Genomic DNA, 22,754 nt, shown 5'->3' with positions numbered 1-22,754 from the left:
GCGTTGTTGTTATGCAGATAAAGCGTTATCCCGACCAATCTATCGAAACCTTGCCGGCTGCGATGCCGGCATTGTTGCGACAGATCATTGCTCGGCGTGGTGTAACCTCGATTGATGAACTGCAACTGACGACACAACGGTTACCGCGCGTCGACCAGCTGCGCGGGGCTCATGATGCGGCACAACGTCTAGCGCAAGCCATCCAAGAACAGCAACATATTTGTATCTGCGGTGATTTTGACGCCGACGGGGCAACCTCAACCGCGTTAATGGTATCGGTGTTGCGAGCCTGTGGTGCGCAACATGTCAGTTACATCGTCCCCAATCGATTTGCTGATGGATACGGGTTATCACCCGCGGTTGTCTCCTATGCACAGCAGCAGGGTGCTGAATTAATCGTCACCGTCGATAGCGGCATCTCTTGTCATGCCGGGATTGCGGCGGCTGCAGCCTGCGGAATTCCTGTCATTGTTACTGACCATCATTTGCCCGGACCCGAGCTGCCCGCTGCGGCGATTATCGTTAATCCGAATCATCCGGATTGTAGCTTTCCATCGAAATCTATCGCTGGCGTGGGTGTAGCCTTTTATGTGTTGTTGGCGTTGCGGCAAGTACTCCGCGAACAGGGGCTAGCGACCCCCAATCTCGCGGATTGGCTTGATTTAGTTGCGGTGGGTACAGTAGCCGATGTCGTGAAACTCGATGGCATTAATCGCATTCTGGTCCATCAAGGCTTGCAGCGAATTCGCTCTGGGCACTGCCGACCAGGTATCCAAGCACTGCTGACAGTGGCTGGGAGAGAACCTGCACAGTTGCAAGCAGCCGATCTTGGTTTTGCAATTGGACCACGCATCAACGCCGCAGGTCGACTTGATGATATGGCTGTCGGGATTGAGTGTTTACTCGCTGACACGCAGACTGATGCGCTGCTGCTCGCGCAACAGCTCGATCAATACAATCGTGAACGGCGTGCGATTGAGACCGAAATGCGAGAGCAAGCTGCCGAGTATGTGGCCGATTACACAGCCAGTGCTATTCCTTCTGTGGTCGTCCTGTATCAAAAAGGCTGGCATCAGGGCGTGATTGGTATTGTTGCGGGACGAGTAAAAGAGCAAGTGCATCGTCCCGTTATTGCCTTTGCCGATGCAGAAGATGGCCTCTTAAAAGGCTCCGCGCGCTCCATTGCCGGTATTCACATGCGCGACTTATTGGAAGCCGTACACAGTCATCATCCGCAGCTGATAGAGCGTTTTGGCGGACACGCGATGGCAGCAGGGCTGACACTGAAGAAATCAAATCTTGAGCGGTTTCAGGAAGCGTTGGAAAAAACAGCTGAACGTTGGCTTGATGGCGCTGATTTGGCGCCTGTATTGTGGTCAGATGGTGAGCTTGATGAATCGAGCTTAACTCAACAATTTGTGCAGCAATTACAGGCGTTGGGACCCTTTGGGCAAGGTTTTCCGGAACCCTTGTTTGATGGCGAGTTCGGTATTATTCAACAACGTATTGTGGGCAGTAAGCATTTGAAACTCGTTCTCGCAACTCCGGCCCAAGTGCCCATTGATGCCATCGCTTTCAATATAGATACCACAGAATGGCCTGATGCGAGCGTCCAACGTATTCATGCCGCCTACCGAGTTCAATTAAATACGTTTCGTGGCCGTACTTCTGTGCAGCTACAACTAGAGCATTTTGTTGCTTTACGATAGAATAGCGCCCCTTTGTGATTGATTGTCGGCGAGATAAACAACATGTTCGAGACCAATGCAACTTATGTAGCCATCAAAGAAATGCGAACGCGCAGCGAAGCGCTTCGGGGGTATCTTTGACTATGCAGGCAAAGTTGAACGATTAGAAGAAGTCAGCCGTGAACTCGAGGACCCCAATGTCTGGGGTAATCAAGAGCGCGCGCAAGCCTTAGGCAAGGAACGTGCTGCACTCGATGAAGTCGTCGGAACGCTGAACAAGCTACAACAGGGTCTTGAGGACGTTGAAGGACTGGTCGAGTTAGCCGTTGAGGCGGATGATGAAGCAACCTTTAATGACGCGGTTGCGGAACTGGATGAGTTAGAGAAACAACTCGCAACGCTAGAATTTCGGCGTATGTTCTCCGGTAAAGATGATGCCTCTGATTGCTATTTGGATGTTCAATCTGGTTCCGGCGGTACCGAGGCACAAGATTGGGCGAATATGCTCTTGCGTATGTATTTACGCTGGGCTGAAGCGCACGAATTTAAGGTAGAGATCACCGAGCTATCAGAAGGTGAGGTCGCCGGTATCAAGTCAGCGACTGTGCGAGTGCAGGGTGAGTATGCTTACGGCTGGTTGCGCACTGAAACGGGTGTACACCGCCTCGTGCGAAAGTCACCGTTTGACTCAGGGAATCGCCGCCATACGTCGTTTGCATCGGTGTTCGTCTATCCTGAGGTGGATGACGATATTGATATCGAGATCAATCCTGCCGATTTGCGGGTGGATACCTATCGAGCTTCGGGAGCTGGTGGGCAGCACGTCAACCGAACAGACTCGGCGATACGGATTACTCACGAACCCAGCGGTATTGTCGTGCAATGCCAGAGTGATCGGTCTCAGCATAAAAACCGTGATGCCGCGATGAAGCAATTACGAGCGAAATTGTATGAAATGGAGTTGCAGAAACAACTTGCGGAAAAACAAGCGCTCGAAGATTCGAAATCGGATATTGGTTGGGGCAGTCAGATTCGATCCTATGTATTGGATGATGCACGAATCAAAGATCTGCGCACGGGCGTAGAGAATAGAAACACACAAGCGGTGCTTGATGGCGCACTTGACCCATTTATTGAAGCGAGCTTGAAGTCTGGACTTTAATGTCTCGACACGAAGCCAATCCAGTTAAATTAGGACGAAAGAATGAACGATAAAACGCAAACGCCAGAAGTTGATGTCAATGAGCAAATAGCGCAGCGTAAGGCCAAACTTAAGGCGTTACGTGAGCACGGCGTTGCTTTTCCGAATGACTTTCGTCGTGACAGCCTCGCAGCTGATCTGCACGCTCGTTTTGACGGCCTGGAAAAAGAAGCACTGGCTGAACAAGGTATTCGCGTTGCCGTTGCTGGACGTATGATGACGCGTCGCATTATGGGTAAAGCCAGTTTTGCGACCTTGCAGGACATGTCAGGTCAGATTCAAATCTATGTCGCGCGCGACAATTTAGCCGAAGGGCTCTACAACGAGCAATTCAAAAAGTGGGATTTGGGCGACATTCTCGGCGCCACGGGAACCTTGTTTAAGACCAATACGGGTGAGTTGAGTGTGCAAGTGGACGATGTCCGCTTATTGACGAAAGCGTTGCGTCCACTGCCAGACAAATTCCATGGTTTAGCGGACCAAGAAACGCGATATCGCCAACGGTATTTAGATTTGATCACCAACGAAGAGTCCCGCAATACCTTTATCGTGCGGTCGAAAGTTGTCGATTATATTCGTCGTTATTTAACGGCTAAGCAGTTTTTAGAAGTCGAAACGCCGATGATGCAAACCATCCCAGGCGGCGCTGCGGCACGGCCATTCGTGACGCACCACAATGCATTGGATATGGAGCTGTACTTGCGTATTGCTCCAGAGCTCTATCTGAAACGACTCGTTGTAGGTGGCTTTGAGAAAGTATTTGAGATCAACCGTAACTTCCGCAACGAAGGTTTGTCGACGCGTCATAATCCAGAATTTACCATGCTCGAGTTCTACTGGGGTTATGCCGACTACAATGACTTGATGGATCTTACCGAAGATATGCTGCGTGGTATGGCGGCAGAAATTCTTGGCTCCATGCAATTTGAAAGCGAAGGCGTCGCTTATGACTTCAGTCAGCCGTTCCATCGGATGACGGTGAATGAAGCGATTTTGCAACATTTGCCGAGTGCGACGGAAGCGCAATTGAGCACCTTAGAGCAGGCGAGTGCACTTGCCGGTGAGTTAGGTATTCAGGTCAAATCGAATTGGGGTCTCGGTAAAGTGCAGATCGAAATCTTCGAGGCAGTGGCTGAGCACAAGTTGATTCAGCCAACCTTTATTACCGCCTATCCGGCTGAAGTATCGCCATTGGCGCGTCGAAATGACGACGATCCGCATATTACGGACCGCTTTGAGTTCTTCGTGGGTGGTCGTGAATTAGCGAACGGTTTTTCTGAGTTGAATGATGCCGAAGATCAAGCGCAACGCTTTCTGGATCAAGTGCAACAGAAGGAAGCGGGTGACGACGAAGCGATGTTCTATGACGATGACTACATCACCGCATTAGAGCATGGCATGCCGCCAACAGCGGGTGAAGGCATTGGTATTGACCGTTTGGTCATGTTACTGACCAACTCACCGTCGATTCGTGATGTGTTGTTGTTCCCCCATATGCGACCGCGTAAAGGGTAAACCTGAATCAAAACAAAAGGGGCCGATAGTGGCCCCTTTTTTATTACGGAATGTAAGACTTTAACTCGGAAAGGCCTGCAGTAAGTCGGCAAGGAGTTCGTCTTTGTTCTCGATGCCAGCGGACAGTCGCAATAAGTCCGGCGGGCATGGGCTGCTGGGTCCTTCGACACTGGCGCGATGCTCGATCAAAGACTCGACGCCGCCGAGCGAGGTGGCACGTTTCCACAGTTTGGTGTGTGCGGCGACATGAACGGCAGCGGTTTCTCCCGCGCGCATGCGAATAGACAACATGCCGCCGAAACCACCGTGCATTTGCTGTTTTGCGATCGCATGACCAGGGTCAGAGGCTAAGCCCGGGTAGAGTACCGCAAGAACGGCTGGATGTTGGCTCAACTGTTCAGCGATAAACTGTGCATTGGTGCAGGCCTCGCGAACCCGTAAGTGCATGGTTCGCATACCACGTAGCAATGTACTGGCGTCATGCGGGCTCGGGACGGCTCCGCCTTGTGAGCGGACTGCGCGAATACGCTGCCAAAACTCGCTGTCTTCAGCACTAACCAATGCACCTGCAATCACATCTGAATGCCCATTGAGGTACTTGGTCGCTGAATGCATGACGATGTCAGCACCGAGCTGCAACGGTTGCGTGAGCAGTGGCGTGGCGCAAGTTGAGTCAACGGCAACCCGAGCTCCAGCTGCTTTCGCAACTTTTGCAATAGCCGCAATGTCGCTAATGGTCCACAAAGGGTTGCCTGGAGTTTCTAACCATACTAATTTCGTTTCACCGGGACGTAGGTGACGTTCGACTGCGCTGACGTCGGTCATATTGATGAGCTCAATTTCTAATCCCCAGCGCGTTGCGTAGTTCAGCAACCAGTTCCGCAGTGCCCAATACATGACCTGTGGAGCCAGCACGTGATCGCCCGGCTGTAGACCTTGAAATACTGCTGTAGCTGCCGCCATTCCGGAACTAAATAGTAATGCCTCATGGCCCTGTTCTAGCTCACATAACAGCGCTTCAACGGGTTTGTATGAGGGATTATCTGCACGCGAGTAAACATTACCAGTAGGATAACTATTGTCGGCGCCACGAATGTAGGTCGTCGCAATATGAATAGCAGGCACCACACCTTGTGATTCGTGATCATGCGCACCTAGCGCTTGCGCGAGTGCCGTGGCTGCGGAATAGTAAGACGATTTATGAGTCATTGTAGATGCACGTATCGAGGTCAGTGAAAGTTAAGAATACGATAGCACAGAGTGTGTGTAGACAGGATAGGGGAGCTATAAAAAACCACAGCATCAAATTGATGCTGTGGTTCTCATAAGCAGTGCACGAACGGCATGCTTAGTGGTCGTGGTGATCACCTTCTGGATGCACGTGACCGTGGTCCAGTTCACTGGCGGTAGCGTCACGAACTTCGACAATTTCAACGTCAAAAGTTAACGCAACACCCGCTAGTGGGTGATTGCCATCGACAGTGACTTCGTCATCAGACACTTCAACGATAACCACTGATTGCTCACCGTTGTCAGTGCTGGCACGAAACTGCATGCCAGGTGCGACTTCGTTGTCACCAAATAGGGTGCGTGGGACGGTCTGAATAAGCCCATCATGACGCTCGCCGTAGGCATCTGCAGCAGCAATGTCAGCGACAAATTTTTCACCAGAAGGTTTACCTGCAAGAGCGTCTTCTAAACCTTTGATCAGCATGCCTCGACCGAAGATGAACTGTAATGGGTTCCCTTCTTTTGATTGATCCAGCACTTGGCCTTCAGCGGTTTTTACGGTGTAGTGAATGCCGACAACTTTGTCTTGGCTAATGGTTTGACTCATGATTCATCCAAGTTATATGGCAGTGGGTAAATTTCCAAGAAACTTGCGTCATCATCCTTCACTCGATAGACCGTGGTCGCTTCGCTATCGCTCGGCAATACGGCCAGCATATCGAGTGGATAATCGGCACGGCTCACTGCATTAATTACCGTACCCGCACGGCGCCAATTCTCTCCGAGTTGTTGTTCAATAATAGCTCCTGGAGCCACCATTGAACCTTTCCCGCGGAGCCGGAATAAAGCGCGCTTTTGTTTGCCCAGATAGTGCATCCGAGCAATTGTTTCCTGGCCGATATAGCAGCCTTTAGTAAAGCTAATTCCCGCTAACGCTTGCACGTTTAGCATCTGTGGTACGAATTCGAGCACGGTACCCTCTTGCAGGGTAGCACGACCGCGTTCGATTTCCAGCGCCTGCCAGTACTCAGCAGGCGAATTGGTGGGCAGCTCGTGGCCACGGGTCACCAAAAGGTATTGATCAGGTTCTGCGCCGAGATTCAGCACGACGCTATGTTCAGTCTGGGTAGCCGTATGCTGGCCATCAAGCAATGGTGTTTGTAGCCATTCAGCAACTCGAGCTGGTGCTGCGGTGCCAAACACACCAAATAGTTGAAAATCTGTACCGGCAGTAATCTCAGTTTTACTAAATACGCCGTATTTTTGCAGTTGCGCGAGACTTGCGGCAATGGCTGCTTGTGATGATATCAGCAGCACACTGGAGGCGAAGCGAGTCACCCATAAGGTACTCAGCATTTTACCTTTATTGTCGCAATGCGCAGCATACAACCAATTATTGTCCTGCAATTGGTTCAGATCGCAGGACAACTGACCTTGCAGAAACTTATCGGTTTCTGGCCCCTGTAATTCGATCACCGCATAATCTTTCAGAGAAACGGTTACGTATTCAGGTGGAGCTTTGGTAAACTCTGGTGCTAACACAATCACCTCGTATTAAATAGTCGTGCAAACCTTCGGAGCTCTCGCGAATGATTACCGCGAGTGACCACCCAAAAGTGTCATAGGCATATAGGTGGGGACGATTGCTCATTATACAAGGGTTGAAACACGGGATAAAAGGAATCCTCATGGAAAAGCTACAACAAAGTGCTGAATTGTTGCGTGATAAAAATCGTATGCGTTGGGCTTGTCGTCGAGGAATGTTGGAATTAGACGTATTGTTTCGTCCGTTTGTTGACGAAGCCTACGATGATTTGCCTGCTGAGCAACAAGAGAAGTTTCGGAGACTACTGACTTGCGATGACCCTGATTTGTTTGCCTGGTTTATGGGGCATCAAGCTTGCCCAGATCCGGACTTAGCCGAAATGGTGCAGGTGATATTACGCCGCGTTAAAGTGTAAATGTCAGGTCCCTACTGTTTATTTGCGAGTACTCGCACTGCATGGCAAGAGCCCGTAATCTGGGGAGTTCAGTTGCAGCAGCGGGAATGGCTGGAGCTGTCTGGTGCTGGCGGGAAGCCCCAACAACCTTGGCTGGCAGAAAAGCACAGTTGGTGTATCGCTAACTGGGCTTTTATTCGTCTGCACCGCAGGTGTGGAGCCCTCAAACAGAGCCGTTGGTTGTACCTGAACCGCAAGGCTTTAGGCCGACAACAATGGCACCGACTGCGACGACTACTATTGTTGTGGCGTGAGGATCGTTGGACCTGAGTCCTCGGCCAACTCGGGGTAGTCGAGTATGTAGTGGAGGCCGCGACTCTCCTTACGTTCCATAGCACTGCGCACAATCAGTTCAGCCACCATCACCAAATTCCGCAGTTCGAGTAAATTGTTACTGACTCGGAAGTTCCGATAATATTCTTGGATTTCTTGTTGCAGCAGCTCAATGCGGCGCAGCGCGCGTTCAAGACGTTTGGTTGTCCGCACAATGCCGACGTAGTCCCACATAAATAAGCGCAGTTCATGCCAATTGTGCTGAATGATGACTTCTTCGTCGGAATCACCGACTCGGCTCTCGTCCCACGAGGGTAAGTGCTCGAGGCGTTGGGCTGTCGCGAGTTTAGTTTTGATATCAACCGCCGCCGCTTGCGCAAATACCAAGCATTCCAGTAACGAGTTACTCGCCATTCGATTAGCGCCGTGCAAGCCGGTATAAGCAACCTCACCAATGGCATATAAATGCGGTAAATCGGTTTGTGCGGTTAAATCGGTTTTGACGCCACCACAGGTGTAGTGCGCGGCCGGAACCACGGGCATCGGCTGTTTGGTAATGTCTAAACCTAACCCTAGACATTTTTCATAAATAGTGGGGAAGTGCGCACGCACAAAGTCTGCCGGCTTGTGGGAAATGTCGAGGTACATGCAATCTGCACCGAGCCGCTTCATTTCAAAGTCGATTGCGCGAGCCACGACATCTCGCGGAGCCAGTTCGGCTGCCTCGTGAAATTCAGGCATAAAGCGTGACCCGTCTGGGCGTTTTAACAAAGCACCTTCGCCTCGTAAGGCTTCGGTCAACAAAAATGTCTGCGCATTGGGATGGAACAAGCAGGTTGGATGGAATTGGTTAAATTCCATATTGGCAACGCGACAACCCGCGCGCCAAGCCATAGCAATACCATCGCCACTGGCTACATCGGGATTACTGGTGTACTGATAGACTTTGCTGGCGCCGCCAGTGGCTAAGGCAACAAATTTTGCTGCTACTGTTTCGACTCGTTCAGCCAGTCGGTTCCAGATGTAAGCACCATAACAACCGCGAGCACCGCGGGTGTGCCGTTCGGTAATCAGATCGACAGCGTTGTAGCGTTCGAGCACTTTGATGCGAGGGTGCAGTTTCACTTGCTCAACGAGCGTTGTTTGTACGGCACGTCCAGTCGCATCAGCCGCGTGCAAGATGCGTCGGTGGCTATGTCCACCTTCTTGATTTAAATGATATTTCGCTTCGCCACCACTTGCGGGAACTTGGTCGAAACCGACACCCATATCAATCAGCCATTGCAAACTTTCGCGAGCATGGCGGGTGGTAAATTCAACGGCATCCATTTCACAAATACCGGCACCTGCAATCAGCGTATCCTCAATATGGCTTTCAATGCTATCATTCTCATCGAACACAGCGGCAATACCGCCTTGCGCATAGTAAGTAGAGCCCTCAGTAAGAGGCCCTTTAGAAATGACGATAACGTCGGCGTCTGAGGCGAGTTGCAGTGCTAAGGTGAGGCCGGCAGCACCGCTACCGATGATCAAAACATCACATTGAAAATCAGGGATTCGTTCCATAAAGTAGGGATATCTAAGGCGAAAATTCGCTGCGTGGCCTATTGAATAGAATCGATTTTACTCTTTTGCAGATTTTTTGCGAACTTTTTACCTGAGCGTCGGTCATAACTGACAATCACGCGACGGGCCTAAAATCTGAAGTAGCCAAGGGTTGAGGAGAACAGGCTCGGATGAGCGAACACGAAACCGACAAGGTATTGGTCGAGCGCGTACAACAAGGTGACCCGAGAGCTTTTGATCTGTTGGTCAAAAAGTACCAACACAAAGTGATGAGTCTGATTTCAAGGTATGTAAAGCAATCTGCTGATGTACCTGATGTAGCTCAAGAAACTTTTGTGAAAGCTTATCGAGCACTGGAAAACTTTCGAGGTGAAAGTGCATTTTACACGTGGTTGTATCGTATTGCGGTCAATACAGCGAAGAATTATTTAGTTGCGCAAGGGCGCAAACCACCTGCCAGTGATGTCGATGCAGGTGAAGCAGAATATTATGAGGGTGGCGGCGCGTTAAAAGATTCCGCTTCTCCAGAAAATTTATTATTAACCGATGAAATTCGTGATGTAGTGATGCGAACCATCGATAACTTGCCAGAAGATTTGCGCCGAGCTATTACTTTGCGTGAATTGGACGGATTAGGGTACGAAGAAATTGCGATTGAAATGGATTGTCCAATTGGTACGGTTCGTTCACGGATTTTCCGCGCTCGAGAAGCCATTGATCAGCAACTTCGCCCGTTATTAGAGCGCTAACGAAAACGACATGACGCAAGGAAACACTATGCCTAAATGCAGCAATGAACACGTATCAGCGCTATTAGATGATCACCTCGACGGTGAGAATCATAGCGAATTAGATGCGTTGTTAGCTGACTCAGAAGCGACAGCGACATGGCAGCGCTATGCACTGATTGGTCATGTTGTTCGTGACACGGTACGAACGGGTCAATCGGTAGATATTAGTGCCCAAGTAGCCGTTGCGATTGCCGCTGAAGCTGCACCAAACGCAGTGATTAAGCCGGAACTCGGTGCTGGCCAAGCACAGAGCAAGGCAGCATTACGGTGGTTGAAACCACTGTCGAGTGTTGCCATTGCAGCCAGTGTGGCTGTGGTTGCGGTGTTAAGTATTCAACAGCCGGTGCTGGATAACGGTGCCGCTACAGAATCAATGGAACCTGCATTGGTGACGAATCCATTAGGTGGTCGTAACCCTGTGAGTTTTAATACAGTGGTTCCGGACAATGGTCCGTCAGCAGCAGAAGTTGCTCAGCAGCGACAATTATTACAGGCTTACATGCTCGATCATCAGCGTCAATTGCAGTTATCATTGCAGGCGAAACAACAAGATCGTGGCGAGTCTACCAGTGCTAGTGAGAGTGAAAAACCAACGAATGATTAAACTGGGTGCAACGGCCGCCGGTGTCGGGTTGATAGCGGCTGCCATGCTTTGTTTCCCAACCCCTCTGAATGCCCAAGCTGTAGCCCTCGCTACAGAGACAGACACTCCAGCGCAACAAACCAGTGAAGCACTCACGCAGCCGACGCCTGAAGCGATGGCCACCATGGCTGTGGCAACCCCAGAGGCGATGGGTGTGCAGTGGTTCAATCGCATGAGCCAAGCACTGCGGCAATTAAACTTCGAAGCTACCTTAGTACATACTCAGGGCGACCGCATTCAGCCACTGTTGTGGTTGCATGGCCGGCACGCTGATGGTCTCGAGGTTGAACTGCTGGTGCAATTGAATGGTGCTGATGTTCGCATTCTGCGCCTTGGTGATACGACATCTTATTATTTTCAACCGTCTGATAATTCCTATTCGTTACAGAGCGACGTAACCTATGGCTTGTTGCCTGCGGCCTTTTATCAGCGCTTTTCGACACTGAGCGATTTCTATCAAGTGATTGCTGGAACAGGCATGCGCGTGACGGGTCGTAATACGCAATTTCTCCGCTTAGTCAGTCGCGATAACAGCCGCTATCATTACGGACTCTGGGTGGATCGTGAGACCGGTATGTTGTTGAAAATGCAAATGACTACGCCGCAAGGTGAAGTCCTTGAGCAAGTGCAATTGACATCGTTCCAAGTGCGCTCGGAGTTACCTGTATCGCTCGCCGATTTGCGTGGTGTACAGCGTCCGCCGCGGCTGTTTGAGTTACAACAAATGACAGATACCAGTTATGGCGTGATGGTGGATTGGTTGCCGGGAGGTTTTGAATTACAGCGGAAAAACCACCGTCGATTATTGGAAACCAACGTGCCGGCGGATTACTTTTTGTACAGTGATGGGCTGACCGACGTTTCTATTTATGTGTCACCGGTCAGTGATGTGAATTTGCCCAATTTGTCCATTCAGGGACCTGAGTCATTGGTTACCGCGCAACGGCAGAATTTTGCCATTACTGTCGTCGGTAAGTTACCGGTCGAAACGTTAAATCGGATTGCAGACAGTATCCGCGTGGCGAATCCGTCATGATTCGCGAGCATGCCCACATTGTCGCGGTTGAAGCCGATTATCTGCTGGTTAGCACGCAACTGAAGACGGGGTGTGGCAGTTGTCAGCAACAAAATACCTGTGGTGCGGGAATTATTTCTAAAGCATTCTCCGACCGCCGCGCGGAATTTCGTATTGCCAAACCTAAACAGGGGCAATTCCGTGCCGGCGAAATGGTCGAATTATTACTTCCAGAGACAGCGCTCACCAAATTATCGTTATTGCTTTATGGCACTCCGTTGGCTGCCTTACTGGGCGCTGCGGTACTCACCACATCAGCACTGCAGTGGCCTGAGGGTGCCGTGATCTTGGCCTCTTTACTCGCGTTTGGACTGAGTTTTTGGAGCTTGAAGCGCTTTCTAAAACACCATGATCTGCGGGTCAACCAATTATTGACCATACAGCCGGTGCGCACATCGGCATAAGATTATGCCGTTTATGGGCATGATTTAGACGCAAATCTCCCGAAATTCCTTTGTTCCTGGCGTCATAATCAGTATGATCGGCGCATTCTTCTATTTCTTGCAAATTAATCAGTTGTTGAGGTGCATTAATGCCCGCACAGGCGTTCAAGCAAACGAATATTCGTAACTTTTCTATCATCGCGCACATTGACCACGGCAAGTCGACTCTGTCTGACCGACTGATTCAACATTGCGGCGGTCTGACTGCGCGTGAGATGGCAGAACAGGTGTTGGACTCCATGGACTTGGAACGTGAACGTGGTATCACGATCAAAGCCCAAAGTGTGACGTTGCATTACACGGCGAAAGACGGCGAAACTTATCAGTTAAACTTTATCGATACACCGGGACACGTGGACTTTTCCTATGAGGTATCGCGCAGTTTAGCCGGTTGTGAGGGGGCGTTGTTAGTCGTTGATGCGGCGCAGGGTGTGGAAGCACAAACTCTAGCGAACTGTTACACCGCTCTGGACATGGATTTGGAAGTGGTGCCGATTCTCAATAAAATCGACTTGCCACAGGCCGATCCGATGCGGGTTGCAGAAGAAATTGAGGACATTGTTGGAATCGAAGCCATCGATGCGGTGCAGTGTTCCGCAAAAACCGGTATTGGTATTGATGATGTGCTGGAACGCATTGTTCGCCAAATACCACCACCACAAGGTGATCCGGACGCACCTGTGCAGGCACTGATTATTGATTCGTGGTTCGATAACTACCAAGGTGTGGTGTCCTTGGTTCGCGTCAAGAATGGTACTTTGCGTGCTGGCGATAAGATGAAAGTCATGTCGACAGGGCAAGTGTATCAAATTGATAAAGTCGGCTTCTTTTCACCCAAAGCGACCGAGTCCGGCATTCTCCGCTGTGGCGAGGTAGGCTTTGTGATTGCTGGCATCAAAGAAATCTTGGGAGCGCCAGTAGGGGATACGCTGACGTTAGCAAAATCGCCGGCGGAACAACCGTTACCGGGTTTCAAGAAAGTAAAACCGCAGGTCTACGCGGGGATGTTTCCGATTTCGTCGGAAGACTATGAAAGCTTCCGAGATGCACTCGGCAAATTATCGTTGAATGATGCGTCATTATTTTATGAGCCAGAGAATTCGTCGGCACTAGGCTTCGGCTTCCGCTGTGGATTCTTGGGTATGTTGCACATGGAAATTATCCAAGAGCGACTGGAACGTGAATATGATATTGACCTGATTACGACGGCGCCGACGGTTGTGTATAAAGTCGTGCGCAAAGATGGCAAGGAAGTGATGGTCGATAATCCATCCAATCTGCCTCCTGTGAATGATATCGAAACCATTTATGAGCCCATTGTAGAGGCTAATATTTTGGTGCCACAGGAATATCTGGGTAATGTCATTACATTGTGTGTGGATAAGCGTGGTGTTCAAACCAAAATGCTGTACCACGGCAAGCAAGTGGCTATCACTTATGAATTACCAATGGCTGAAGTCGTTATGGACTTCTTTGACCGACTCAAATCAACGAGTCGCGGATATGCGTCGTTGGATTACCATTTTAAACGCTTCCAAGAAGCGGATATGGTGCGCGTTGATATCCTGATCAACCAAGAACGCGTCGATGCGCTCGCTATGATTACTCACCGTGATCATTCGCAGGGACGTGGCCGTGAATTGGTCGAGAAGATGCGCGAACTGATCCCACGACAAATGTTCGATATTGCGATTCAAGCGGTTATTGGAACCCATGTTATTGCTCGCTCGACAGTGAAGCAATTGCGGAAAAACGTTATCGCGAAGTGTTATGGTGGCGATGTAAGCCGGAAGAAGAAATTGTTACAAAAACAAAAAGAAGGGAAGAAACGGATGAAGCAACTCGGCAATGTCGAGGTGCCTCAAGAGGCGTTTCTTGCAGTGTTAAAAGTAGGGAAATAGCGCATGGCAAATATCTATTCTATTCTGCTGACGGTCGTGACCATCTTGGCAGGATTGATTTGGTGGTATGACGCGCGGGTGAACAAACCGCAACGACAAGCCAAGATCACGGCAGAAGAAGAACGCTTGCAAGAAACTTTAAGTGAAGATGCGCAACAGCGAATTGCACCGCAAGGACGAGTCGCCGAGTTCTGTCAGTCGGTGTTTCCGATCCTCTTTGTGATTCTGATTTTGCGCAGTTTCTTATACGAGCCTTTTCGAATTCCGTCGGCGTCAATGATGCCGACGATGCTCGATGGCGACTTTATTTTGGTGGAAAAGTTTGCCTACAGTCTGCGTGATCCGATTTGGCGACATGAGCTGATTGAAGTGGGACAAGCCGAGCGCGGTGATATTGCGGTGTTTAAATTCCCACCACAACCGTCCGTTGATTTCATCAAACGCATCGTCGGTGTTCCGGGTGACCGTATTATTTATCGCAATAAAACTTTGTATCTCGAGCCTGCGTGCGTCGATGGGCAACAAGAGTGCCCGCAAATTCAAGTGGTTGCGAAAAACATCGAGCCCCAAGAAGAAGTGTACTTCAACGGTTCTCGACCGCTCGAGCGTTATAGCGAGCAACTCGGTGATGTGACCCACGATATTCTCATTGACCCGAGCGTTTCCCCGCGCGTGAGCTATTATTATCAGCAACCGGATAGAGCAACAGCAGTCGATGAGTGGATTGTCCCTGAAGGGCATTATTTTGCGATGGGTGACAATCGTGATAATTCCGAGGACAGCCGCTATTGGGGTTTTGTTCCAGAAGAGAACTTAGTCGGCCGCGCCGTATTTATTTGGATGAGTTTTGAGTTTGATCAGAGCTCTAATCGATTCCTGCCCAGCTGGATCCCAACAGGTATTCGTTGGCATCGTTTGGGAACTGTGGAGTAATTTTGAGTATTCCGAAGCCTCCAGTAGAACAGTTAGAACGTGTTTTCGGTTACCAATTTCAGAACCGTGAACGTTTACAGCGCGCACTAACGCATCGCAGTGCTTCTGCGACGCACAATGAACGTCTTGAGTTCCTTGGTGATGCGGTGCTGAGTATTATTATCAGCGAAGCGTTGTTCGAGCGGTTTCCACGCATAGACGAAGGTGATTTAAGCCGCATGCGTGCAACCTTGGTTTGTGGTCGATCGCTTGCCAAAGTTGCGCAGCGCTTTGAACTCGGGAAGTTTCTCGTGTTAGGTCCCGGTGAAATGAAAAGTGGTGGGAATCGGCGTGAGTCGATTTTAGCCGATGGTATTGAAGCGCTCTTAGGTGCCATGTATCTGGAAAGTGACTTGCCAACCTGTCGTCCGGTAGTGCTGGGGTGGTTTGCTGACAAACTAGCGACGATTCAACCGGGTGCAACGCACAAAGACCCAAAAACGCGGCTACAAGAATATCTGCAAGGGCGCCAACAACCCTTACCTGACTATCAAGTGGTAAGCACGCAAGGGCAAGCACACAACCAACAATTTACCGTTTCTTGTACTGTTGCAGGCATCGACAAGCCTGTTATGGGTACCGGAACCAGTCGGCGCAAAGCTGAACAAGCCGCTGCACAGCAAGTCCTCGAAAAATTGGACTTGGAGCTATCGAAATGAATATTGAAAACCTATTAGCTGAGATGTCAGATCCAGATCAAGAGTCGGCATTTGTTGCCATTGTCGGTCGCCCGAATGTGGGTAAATCGACCTTATTGAATCAACTGTTGGGTCAAAAAATCAGCATCACTTCCAGTAAGCCACAAACCACGCGCCATCGCATTTTGGGTATTGAAACGGAAGGCTCACGACAAATTGTGTACGTGGACACACCGGGCCTACATCAGGAAGAAAAGCGTGCCATGAATCGACTCATGAATCGCGCGGCAACCAGCTCGATCAGTGGCGTCGAAGTCATTTTATTTGTGGTTGAGGCGACCAAGTGGACACCCGACGACGAACTGGTGCTAACCACTTTGAAGCGCACTCAGCGGCCGGTGATTTTGGTTGTGAATAAGATTGATTTAGCCAAAGACAAAGGTGCCTTGTTGCCGCAATTACAGCAATTGGCGCAGCGACATGATTTTGCAGAAATTATTCCGTTGTCCGCGGAAACCGGTGAGCAAGTTGAGGCGTTGCGTACAATCGTGCACAAATATGCAAAGCCTGGCGCCCATCATTACCCTGAAGACTATGTAACCGATCGTTCGCTGCGTTTCATGACAGCAGAAATTATTCGGGAAAAGCTGATGCGTTTTACTGGTGATGAGCTGCCCTATAGCGCTACGGTTGAAATCGAACAATTTAAAACGGCCCCGAATGGGACCACGCATATTCATGCCTTGATTTTGGTTGAGCGAGAAGGCCAAAAACGCATGGTCATTGGTGCCGGTGGAAGTAAGCTAAAAACGATCGGTAGTGAAGCGCGACGTGATCTAGAGCCGCTCATTGGCAGTAAAGTTCATTTACAGCTCTGGGTGAAAGTGAAGTCAGGTTGGGCGGATGACGAGCGAGCACTGCGTAGTCTCGGATACGGCGAGGAATAGCTGTGGAGGCGGCCTTTGTTTTGCATCGGTGGCCTTATCAGGAAACGAGTCTCATTGTTGAGCTCTATAGCCGTACACAAGGCCGTATGCGGGTGGTCGCCAAAGGCGCAAAACGTCCCAAGAGTCCTTGGCGTAGTATTCTTCAGCCGTTTGTTCCGTTAACGATCGAAACTCGTGGCCGCCATGACCTCCAAACACTCACGCATGCAGAGAGTTCTGCCGGAGCTTTGCAATTGGCGGGCCGACAACTCTATAGCGGTTTTTATCTGAATGAGCTCATACAGCGGCTTACGACCCCATACCAAGCAAACGATGCATTGTTCGACGACTATCAAGAATCGTTGCAGTTGCTGCAAGAAGCTGAGCATGTAGAACCGTTGTTGCGGCGTTTCGAATGGCAGTTGTTACAGCATTCTGGACATGCGTTTGACTGGCTTCATGATGCTGAATCTGGGGCTGCTATCGAACCGTTGAAGCGCTACGATTTTCGAGCGGAATATGGTTTTGTTGAGTCATTGCAGGGCGCCTTCGACGGAGTCGATTTGTTGAAGATTCATGATTTTGAAGTGAGCGATGAGCGGTTATTGCGGCTGATGAAACATATCATGCGAGCCGCTTTACAACCGTATTTGGGCAGCCAGCCACTGCGTTCTCGCTCGCTATTTCAAGGGCAAACTAAATCGGTCAAGGATACAACACATGATACCTGAACATTATCCCATTCTGTTGGGTGTGAATATTGACCATGTAGCGACAGTTCGTAATGCGCGGGGCGTGTCTTATCCCGACCCTGTTACTGCTGCTGCACTGGCAGAACAGGCGGGTGCGGACGGAATTACGATTCATTTGCGAGAAGACAGACGGCATATTCGTGACCGTGACGTTGAGATGCTCGCGGACACCCTGCAAACGCGGATGAATCTAGAAATGGCAGTCACGGATGAGATGCTGGCCATAGCCTGTCGCATTAAACCTGCGTATGTGTGTCTGGTTCCAGAAAAACGCGAGGAACTGACTACAGAAGGCGGCTTAGATGTTGCCGGGCAACGCGACAAAATTAGAGCAGCAGTCGAACGGTTAGCTGACGCCGGTATTGAAACGTCACTATTTATTGATGCCCAGCGCGAACAAATTGATGCTGCACTCGACTGTGGCGCGCCGATTATCGAAATTCACACCGGACATTACGCAGAACAAGGGTCTGAGAAAGCGCAACAACAGGCACTGGCAACCTTAATAGAAGGTATTCAATACGCGCATTCGGCAGGCTTGCAGGTCAATGCCGGACACGGTTTGCACTATCACAACACAGCCCCTATTGCCGCGATTCCTGAATTAGTGGAGTTAAATATCGGTCATGCCATCATTGCTCGTGCCGTATTAGTAGGGCTTGATCGTGCTGTGCGCGATATGAAAGCATTGATGGTATCCGCACGCCAACAGGCACTTCTGAAGCAGGGCTAATGGCACAGATTTATCGGCAAGCGAAGCGTCGTCAACCGCCCGCAAAAAGCAGTGCCCCGACTCCTGTAGTTGGGCTTGATCATCAAGGTCGCGGTGTGGTGCGCACACCGCAGGGCACCCGTTTCATTGATGGTGCGCTCCCAGGCGATAGTATTCGGTATCAAAATGATGGTAAGTACACTGCGCGTTTGATTCAAATTGTGACGCCCTCTGAGCAACGAGTGGAACCGCCCTGTGCGTTCTATCAGCAGTGTGGTGGCTGTGACTTGCAGCACCTCGAGCTCAGCCAGCAACGCAGCCACAAGCAGCAAGTGGTTGATGAGCTACTGCAAAAGTTTGCTGGTACCCAACCCGAATCATGGCTGCCGCCGCTCGCTGGCGAGGCGTTCGGTTATCGCCGTCGCAGCCGTTTGGCGGTGTACTGGAACGCCAAGCGCCAAACGTTAAAACTCGGTTTTCGAGCGAAACAAAGTAAAGATATTGTCGCTATTCATGACTGTATGGTCCTGGAGCCAGTGTTAAATCAACTCCTGGTTCCGTTGCAGACACTGCTGCCGAAACTCACTCTGTTGCGTTGGCTCGGGCATATTGAATTATACGCTGCGTCAGCGCCGGTGGTGGTCTTGCGTTTGAGTGATTGGCAAATAAGCGCATTGAGTGATGATGATCGCTTCTTGCTGGAAGCATTTGCCGATACTCACAGCGTTGCTTTATGGTTTCAGCTTGATAATGGCGAGTCACTGCCTATTGCAGGTGCGCCGACATTGCCGCGTTATTCAACGGCGATTGATACGCCAGCGAAACAGCAGCAGTATGAATTGCCCTATGCACCAGGCGACTTTATTCAAGCGAACGCCGCAATCAGCGAAGGCATGGTTCAACAAGCACTCCGTTGGTTAGATCCACGTCCAGAGGATGCTATTCTCGAACTTTATGCTGGCACCGGCAACTTCAGTATTCCGATTGCCGCAACCGGTGCGAAACTCACCGCAGTTGAAGGGGTGGGACGCATGGTTGAGCGCTTGCAAGCGAATCTCACCGAAGCTTTGGGTCATGGCCACAATGGGACTGCCATACAAGCCAATTTAAATCAGCCGCAGATAACGCTACCCGCTGCCGAGCCTCGCTACACCAAGGCATTATTAGATCCGGCGCGGAGCGGTGCCCAACATGCTGTTACCATGTTGGCGAAGCGAGAAATACCTCGTATTATTTATGTTTCTTGTGCGCCAGATACGCTAGCGCGTGATGCAGGTTACTTGCATGAGCATGGTTATCGCATCAAGCAGGCACAAGTGGTTGACATGTTTCCGCAGACCCATCACATTGAGACTATCGTTTGGTTTGAACGGGAGTCGTAACCGTGGTGTTGGTCAGAAGTACCCATGTCGATAAGCCGCAGCAACATGGGAATTGGTTAGCTGCAGTGCCTGCTAGTGCGCGCGCAGAAGCCATCAAAGCGCATTCGGATTGGCTCACCCAACACTGTAAAAAGCGACCTGGCTTGCTCTTAAAAGGGCAGGAGATGGTGGAAATATTAGGCACATTGAATCTTGATCATGATTCATTGGTAGCCGCCCTGTTTGAACCGGCATTAGAAGCCGGTGTCATTCAATTAGACGCAGTTGAAGAGCAAACCAGCGGGCCTATCGTCCACTTGATCCAAGCCGTTCAGCAAATGCAGACCATTAGTGAGCTGCAGCACTTTCAGCACGGCAAACCCAACACGGCTCAAATTGATAATGTGCGGCGCATGCTATTGGCGATGGTGGCCGATGTTCGCGCAGTACTGATTAAACTTGCTGAACGTGTTTGCTTCCTGCGCGAAGTGAAAAGTCTGGATGAAGAAACCCGCGTTTTAGCCGCCAAAGAATGCCAAGAAATATACGCGCCGTTAGCCAATCGCCTGGGTATTGGCCAACTCAAGTGGGAGCTAGAGGATCTTGCCTTCCGCTATTTGAATCCAGAAACCTACAAGGCCATTGCGCAACAGTTACACGAGCGCCGTGTCGACCGTGAAACCTACATTCAAGACTTTGTACAACAAGTGCAAACTCGACTGCTGGACGAGGGTGTTGAAGCCGACATCTATGGCCGCCCGAAACATATCTATTCAATTTGGCGAAAGATGCAGAAAAAGCATCTTGGATTCGATCAGTTATACGATATTCGAGCCGTCCGTATTATTACCCGCAGCCTAAAAGATTGTTATGCGGCGCTGGGCGTCGTGCATAGCTTATTCCGGCATATTGCATCTGAATTTGACGACTATATTGCCACACCCAAAGCGAATGGTTACCAGTCGATTCATACGGTGGTGGCCGGTCCGGCAGGGAAGCACATTGAAATTCAGATCCGCACCCAGACCATGCATGATGATGCAGAGCTCGGTGTTGCAGCGCATTGGTTATACAAAGAAGGCTCAACTGCGGGCAAAGGGCATGGATTTGAGGAAAAGATAGCATGGCTACGTAAATTGCTGGCGTGGCAAGAAGATATGGCCGAGAACGATGAGTTAGTGGCTGAAATTCGTTCACAAGTATTTGAAGACCGCGTCTATGTGTTTACGCCCAAGGGCGAAGTGATTGACTTGCCGGCGGGTGCCACACCACTTGATTTTGCCTATTACATCCACTCACAAGTGGGCAATCGTTGTATCGGTGCGAAGGTAGACGGGCGCATTGTCCCATTTACTTATCAGCTCCAGAATGGCGAGAAAATTGAGATCCTGACTCAGAAATCGGCCCAACCACGGCGAGACTGGCTAAATACGAGTCTAGGCTATTTAAACACCGCGCGGGCGCGCAGCAAGGTGCAAACCTACTTCAAGAAGCTCGATCGTGACAAGAATATTGCCGCCGGTAAAGAAAGCTTAGAAGCGGAACTCGCCAAAATTAATGTGCCCGTGGGACAAGCGGAGCAGGTGCTCGAGCGCTTTAACATGCAGCATCTCGATGACTTGCTGGCTGCGATTGGTGCCGGTGACGTCCGCTTGCATCAAGTAGTGAATCAATTACGTCCGCAGACTTCAGCAAGCGCCTCGGCAGAGCGCTTAGAGCGACTCACCGCTCGCGCTAAACCAGCAGCGAAGTCAGGGAAGGCCGGCAAACAAAGTGATGTCACCGTGGAAGGCATCGGTAACTTGTTAGTGCAGTTTGCGAAGTGCTGCCAACCCTTGCCCGGTGAACCTATCATGGGCTTTGTGACGCAAGGCCGCGGAGTCTCGGTGCATCGAGCTGATTGTGAACAGTTGGAACATATTCTCGAACAACATCCAGAACGGGGTTTAGCGGTGCGTTGGAGCGCCCGTGAAAGTGGTAATTATCGCGTTGATTTAACCATCGATGCGAATGATAGAACGGGCTTGCTGCATGATATTACCAGTATTTTGGCGCACGAAAAGGCAGCCGTTGTGCAATTGGATTCGCAGTTGGACTCGCTGAGCCAACAAGCACGAATTGCACTGGGTCTCATTGTTGATTCAAATGAGGCGTTGACGCGGATTTTAGGGCGCTTACAGCAGGTGAAAGGGGTACATCGCGTTGACCGAACGAAGCAATAAATCAAGCTCAGCAGAGTTTCCTGGGGTCGCGGCATTAGTGCGTGTGATGGAACACCTTCGTCATCCTGAAACGGGCTGTCCCTGGGACTTGGAACAGACGTTAACGAGTTTGATTCCGTATACCATTGAAGAAACCTATGAAGTGGCACAGGCGCTCACCGATGGTCACTATCCAGAAATCAAGGATGAGCTTGGTGATCTCCTGTTTCAGGTTGTGTTTTACACGCGCTTGACGGAAGAGTCTGGTCATTTTGATTTTGACGATGTGGCGATGCAAACGGCAACGAAGTTGATTCGTCGTCATCCGCACGTATTCCATGCCGATGGTAGCCCACTGGGCGCTCACGAAGCGCGCCCGAGTCAAGCTGAGATCAAGACGCGGTGGGAAGCGATCAAACAAGAAGAACGCGCAGAAAAACAGCAGTCGCAAGCGACCGAATCGACAGTTTTTGCCAATATTCCTGAACAATTACCGAGTTTGTTACGCGCCTTGAAACTGCAGAAACGTGCCGCTAGTGTTGGTTTTGATTGGGATTCTACCGAACCGGTGGTCGCGAAGATTCGCGAAGAGCTGGACGAAGTAGAAGTAGAACTTACGAACCGTGATCAGGAAGCATTAGAGGGCGAAATCGGCGACCTATTATTTGCTGTGATCAATTTAGCTCGCCATGTTCAGGTTCATCCAGAGCAGGCTCTGCGGCGCACCAATCAAAAATTTCAGCAACGCTTTCAAGCCATTGAACGTGAGCTCGCGGCTGTTGGTCAAGCACCGTCTGATTTGAATCTGACCGAATTAGAACGCTACTGGCAAAAAGTAAAACAAGACGAATAACGCAGTTTTGATT

Annotated in this window: 22 protein-coding genes; 18 read left to right on the top strand and 4 right to left on the bottom strand. The window is 50.3% G+C overall.

Going from position 1 to position 22,754, the window contains the following annotated elements; translation table 11 throughout:
* The first annotated feature begins 11 nt into the window (after positions 1-11).
* From recJ to lysS, 3 genes are all read left to right on the top strand, one after another.
* On the top strand, positions 12-1,709 hold the full coding sequence (gene recJ / locus ACN0S4_RS00810) for a single-stranded-DNA-specific exonuclease RecJ (RefSeq protein ID WP_417655855.1): 1,698 nt from the start codon (positions 12-14) through the stop codon (positions 1,707-1,709).
* Positions 1,710-1,751: 42 nt separating this feature from the next.
* Positions 1,752-2,850, top strand: a protein-coding gene (gene prfB / locus ACN0S4_RS00805) for a peptide chain release factor 2 (RefSeq protein ID WP_417655854.1) whose coding sequence is annotated in 2 segments (ribosomal slippage) — positions 1,752-1,826 and positions 1,828-2,850 — 1,098 coding nt in all. Because the reading frame shifts where the segments join, the coding sequence is not laid out codon by codon here.
* Between the two features lie 42 nt (positions 2,851-2,892).
* Positions 2,893-4,404, top strand: a complete 1,512-nt coding sequence (gene lysS, locus ACN0S4_RS00800) for a lysine--tRNA ligase (protein ID WP_417655853.1) — start codon at positions 2,893-2,895, stop codon at positions 4,402-4,404.
* Positions 4,405-4,464: 60 nt separating this feature from the next.
* Here lysS and ACN0S4_RS00795 read toward each other — a convergent pair whose 3' ends face one another.
* The 3 genes from ACN0S4_RS00795 to ygfZ all read right to left on the bottom strand — a co-directional run bounded on the left by ACN0S4_RS00795 (position 4,465) and on the right by ygfZ (position 7,176).
* A complete protein-coding gene (locus ACN0S4_RS00795; protein WP_417655852.1) occupies positions 4,465-5,613 on the bottom strand; it encodes a trans-sulfuration enzyme family protein in 1,149 nt (382 codons plus the stop codon).
* Positions 5,614-5,752: 139 nt separating this feature from the next.
* Positions 5,753-6,241 (bottom strand): FKBP-type peptidyl-prolyl cis-trans isomerase, encoded by a 489-nt coding sequence (locus ACN0S4_RS00790; protein WP_169929929.1) that lies wholly within the window; start codon positions 6,239-6,241, stop codon positions 5,753-5,755.
* Positions 6,238-7,176 (bottom strand): tRNA-modifying protein YgfZ, encoded by a 939-nt coding sequence (gene ygfZ, locus ACN0S4_RS00785; RefSeq protein ID WP_417655851.1) that lies wholly within the window; start codon positions 7,174-7,176, stop codon positions 6,238-6,240. Before ygfZ ends, ACN0S4_RS00790 begins: the two co-directional genes overlap by 4 nt.
* A 146-nt stretch (positions 7,177-7,322) precedes the next feature.
* Here ygfZ and ACN0S4_RS00780 point away from each other — a divergent pair, with 146 nt between their 5' ends.
* Together ACN0S4_RS00780 and ACN0S4_RS00775 are read left to right on the top strand one after the other, a co-directional pair.
* On the top strand, positions 7,323-7,595 hold the full coding sequence (locus ACN0S4_RS00780) for a succinate dehydrogenase assembly factor 2 (RefSeq protein ID WP_417655850.1): 273 nt from the start codon (positions 7,323-7,325) through the stop codon (positions 7,593-7,595).
* Positions 7,596-7,904, top strand: coding sequence for a hypothetical protein (locus ACN0S4_RS00775; RefSeq protein WP_417655849.1), 309 nt, complete (start codon positions 7,596-7,598; stop codon positions 7,902-7,904).
* On the opposite strand, the gene nadB is transcribed toward ACN0S4_RS00775, so the two are convergent.
* Entirely contained in the window at positions 7,872-9,473 is a 1,602-nt protein-coding gene (gene nadB, locus ACN0S4_RS00770; RefSeq protein WP_417655848.1) for an L-aspartate oxidase, read from the bottom strand. The two genes, ACN0S4_RS00775 and nadB, sit on opposite strands and share 33 nt — an antisense overlap.
* Before the next feature lie 170 nt (positions 9,474-9,643).
* Between nadB and rpoE the strand changes: the two genes are divergently transcribed.
* The 13 genes from rpoE to mazG all read left to right on the top strand — a co-directional run bounded on the left by rpoE (position 9,644) and on the right by mazG (position 22,741).
* Positions 9,644-10,222, top strand: a complete 579-nt coding sequence (gene rpoE / locus ACN0S4_RS00765) for an RNA polymerase sigma factor RpoE (RefSeq protein WP_417655847.1) — start codon at positions 9,644-9,646, stop codon at positions 10,220-10,222.
* A gap of 28 nt (positions 10,223-10,250) precedes the next feature.
* Positions 10,251-10,868: an RseA family anti-sigma factor gene (locus ACN0S4_RS00760; RefSeq protein WP_417655846.1), complete on the top strand. Its 618-nt coding sequence runs from the start codon at positions 10,251-10,253 to the stop codon at positions 10,866-10,868.
* Positions 10,861-11,943: a MucB/RseB C-terminal domain-containing protein gene (locus ACN0S4_RS00755; protein WP_417655845.1), complete on the top strand. Its 1,083-nt coding sequence runs from the start codon at positions 10,861-10,863 to the stop codon at positions 11,941-11,943. The genes ACN0S4_RS00760 and ACN0S4_RS00755 overlap by 8 nt, the downstream gene beginning before the upstream one ends.
* Positions 11,940-12,386, top strand: coding sequence for a SoxR reducing system RseC family protein (locus ACN0S4_RS00750; protein WP_417655844.1), 447 nt, complete (start codon positions 11,940-11,942; stop codon positions 12,384-12,386). Before ACN0S4_RS00755 ends, ACN0S4_RS00750 begins: the two co-directional genes overlap by 4 nt.
* 128 nt (positions 12,387-12,514) lie before the next feature.
* Positions 12,515-14,326 carry a translation elongation factor 4 gene (gene lepA, locus ACN0S4_RS00745; protein ID WP_417655843.1) on the top strand — a complete coding sequence of 604 codons (1,812 nt, stop codon included), beginning with the start codon at positions 12,515-12,517 and terminating at the stop codon, positions 14,324-14,326.
* A gap of 3 nt (positions 14,327-14,329) precedes the next feature.
* Positions 14,330-15,259, top strand: a complete 930-nt coding sequence (gene lepB / locus ACN0S4_RS00740; RefSeq protein WP_417655842.1) for a signal peptidase I — start codon at positions 14,330-14,332, stop codon at positions 15,257-15,259.
* 2 nt (positions 15,260-15,261) lie between these two features.
* Complete coding sequence (gene rnc, locus ACN0S4_RS00735) at positions 15,262-15,957, top strand: ribonuclease III (RefSeq protein WP_169929918.1); 696 nt, start codon at positions 15,262-15,264, stop codon at positions 15,955-15,957.
* Complete coding sequence (era, locus tag ACN0S4_RS00730; RefSeq protein WP_417655841.1) at positions 15,954-16,883, top strand: GTPase Era; 930 nt, start codon at positions 15,954-15,956, stop codon at positions 16,881-16,883. Before rnc ends, era begins: the two co-directional genes overlap by 4 nt.
* A gap of 2 nt (positions 16,884-16,885) precedes the next feature.
* Positions 16,886-17,593, top strand: a complete 708-nt coding sequence (gene recO, locus ACN0S4_RS00725) for a DNA repair protein RecO (protein WP_417655840.1) — start codon at positions 16,886-16,888, stop codon at positions 17,591-17,593.
* Complete coding sequence (gene pdxJ, locus ACN0S4_RS00720; RefSeq protein ID WP_417655839.1) at positions 17,583-18,347, top strand: pyridoxine 5'-phosphate synthase; 765 nt, start codon at positions 17,583-17,585, stop codon at positions 18,345-18,347. The genes recO and pdxJ overlap by 11 nt, the downstream gene beginning before the upstream one ends.
* A complete protein-coding gene (gene rlmD / locus ACN0S4_RS00715) occupies positions 18,347-19,708 on the top strand; it encodes a 23S rRNA (uracil(1939)-C(5))-methyltransferase RlmD (RefSeq protein WP_417655838.1) in 1,362 nt (453 codons plus the stop codon). Before pdxJ ends, rlmD begins: the two co-directional genes overlap by 1 nt.
* 2 nt (positions 19,709-19,710) lie before the next feature.
* Entirely contained in the window at positions 19,711-21,909 is a 2,199-nt protein-coding gene (gene relA, locus ACN0S4_RS00710) for a GTP diphosphokinase (RefSeq protein ID WP_417655837.1), read from the top strand.
* Positions 21,890-22,741: a nucleoside triphosphate pyrophosphohydrolase gene (gene mazG, locus ACN0S4_RS00705; RefSeq protein WP_417655836.1), complete on the top strand. Its 852-nt coding sequence runs from the start codon at positions 21,890-21,892 to the stop codon at positions 22,739-22,741. The genes relA and mazG overlap by 20 nt, the downstream gene beginning before the upstream one ends.
* The last annotated feature ends 13 nt before the right edge of the window (positions 22,742-22,754 follow it).

This window comes from Pseudidiomarina aestuarii (genome assembly GCF_048263735.1).
Lineage (GTDB): Bacteria > Pseudomonadota > Gammaproteobacteria > Enterobacterales > Alteromonadaceae > Pseudidiomarina > Pseudidiomarina aestuarii_B.
This window is presented reverse-complemented; position numbering and strand designations above follow the sequence as displayed.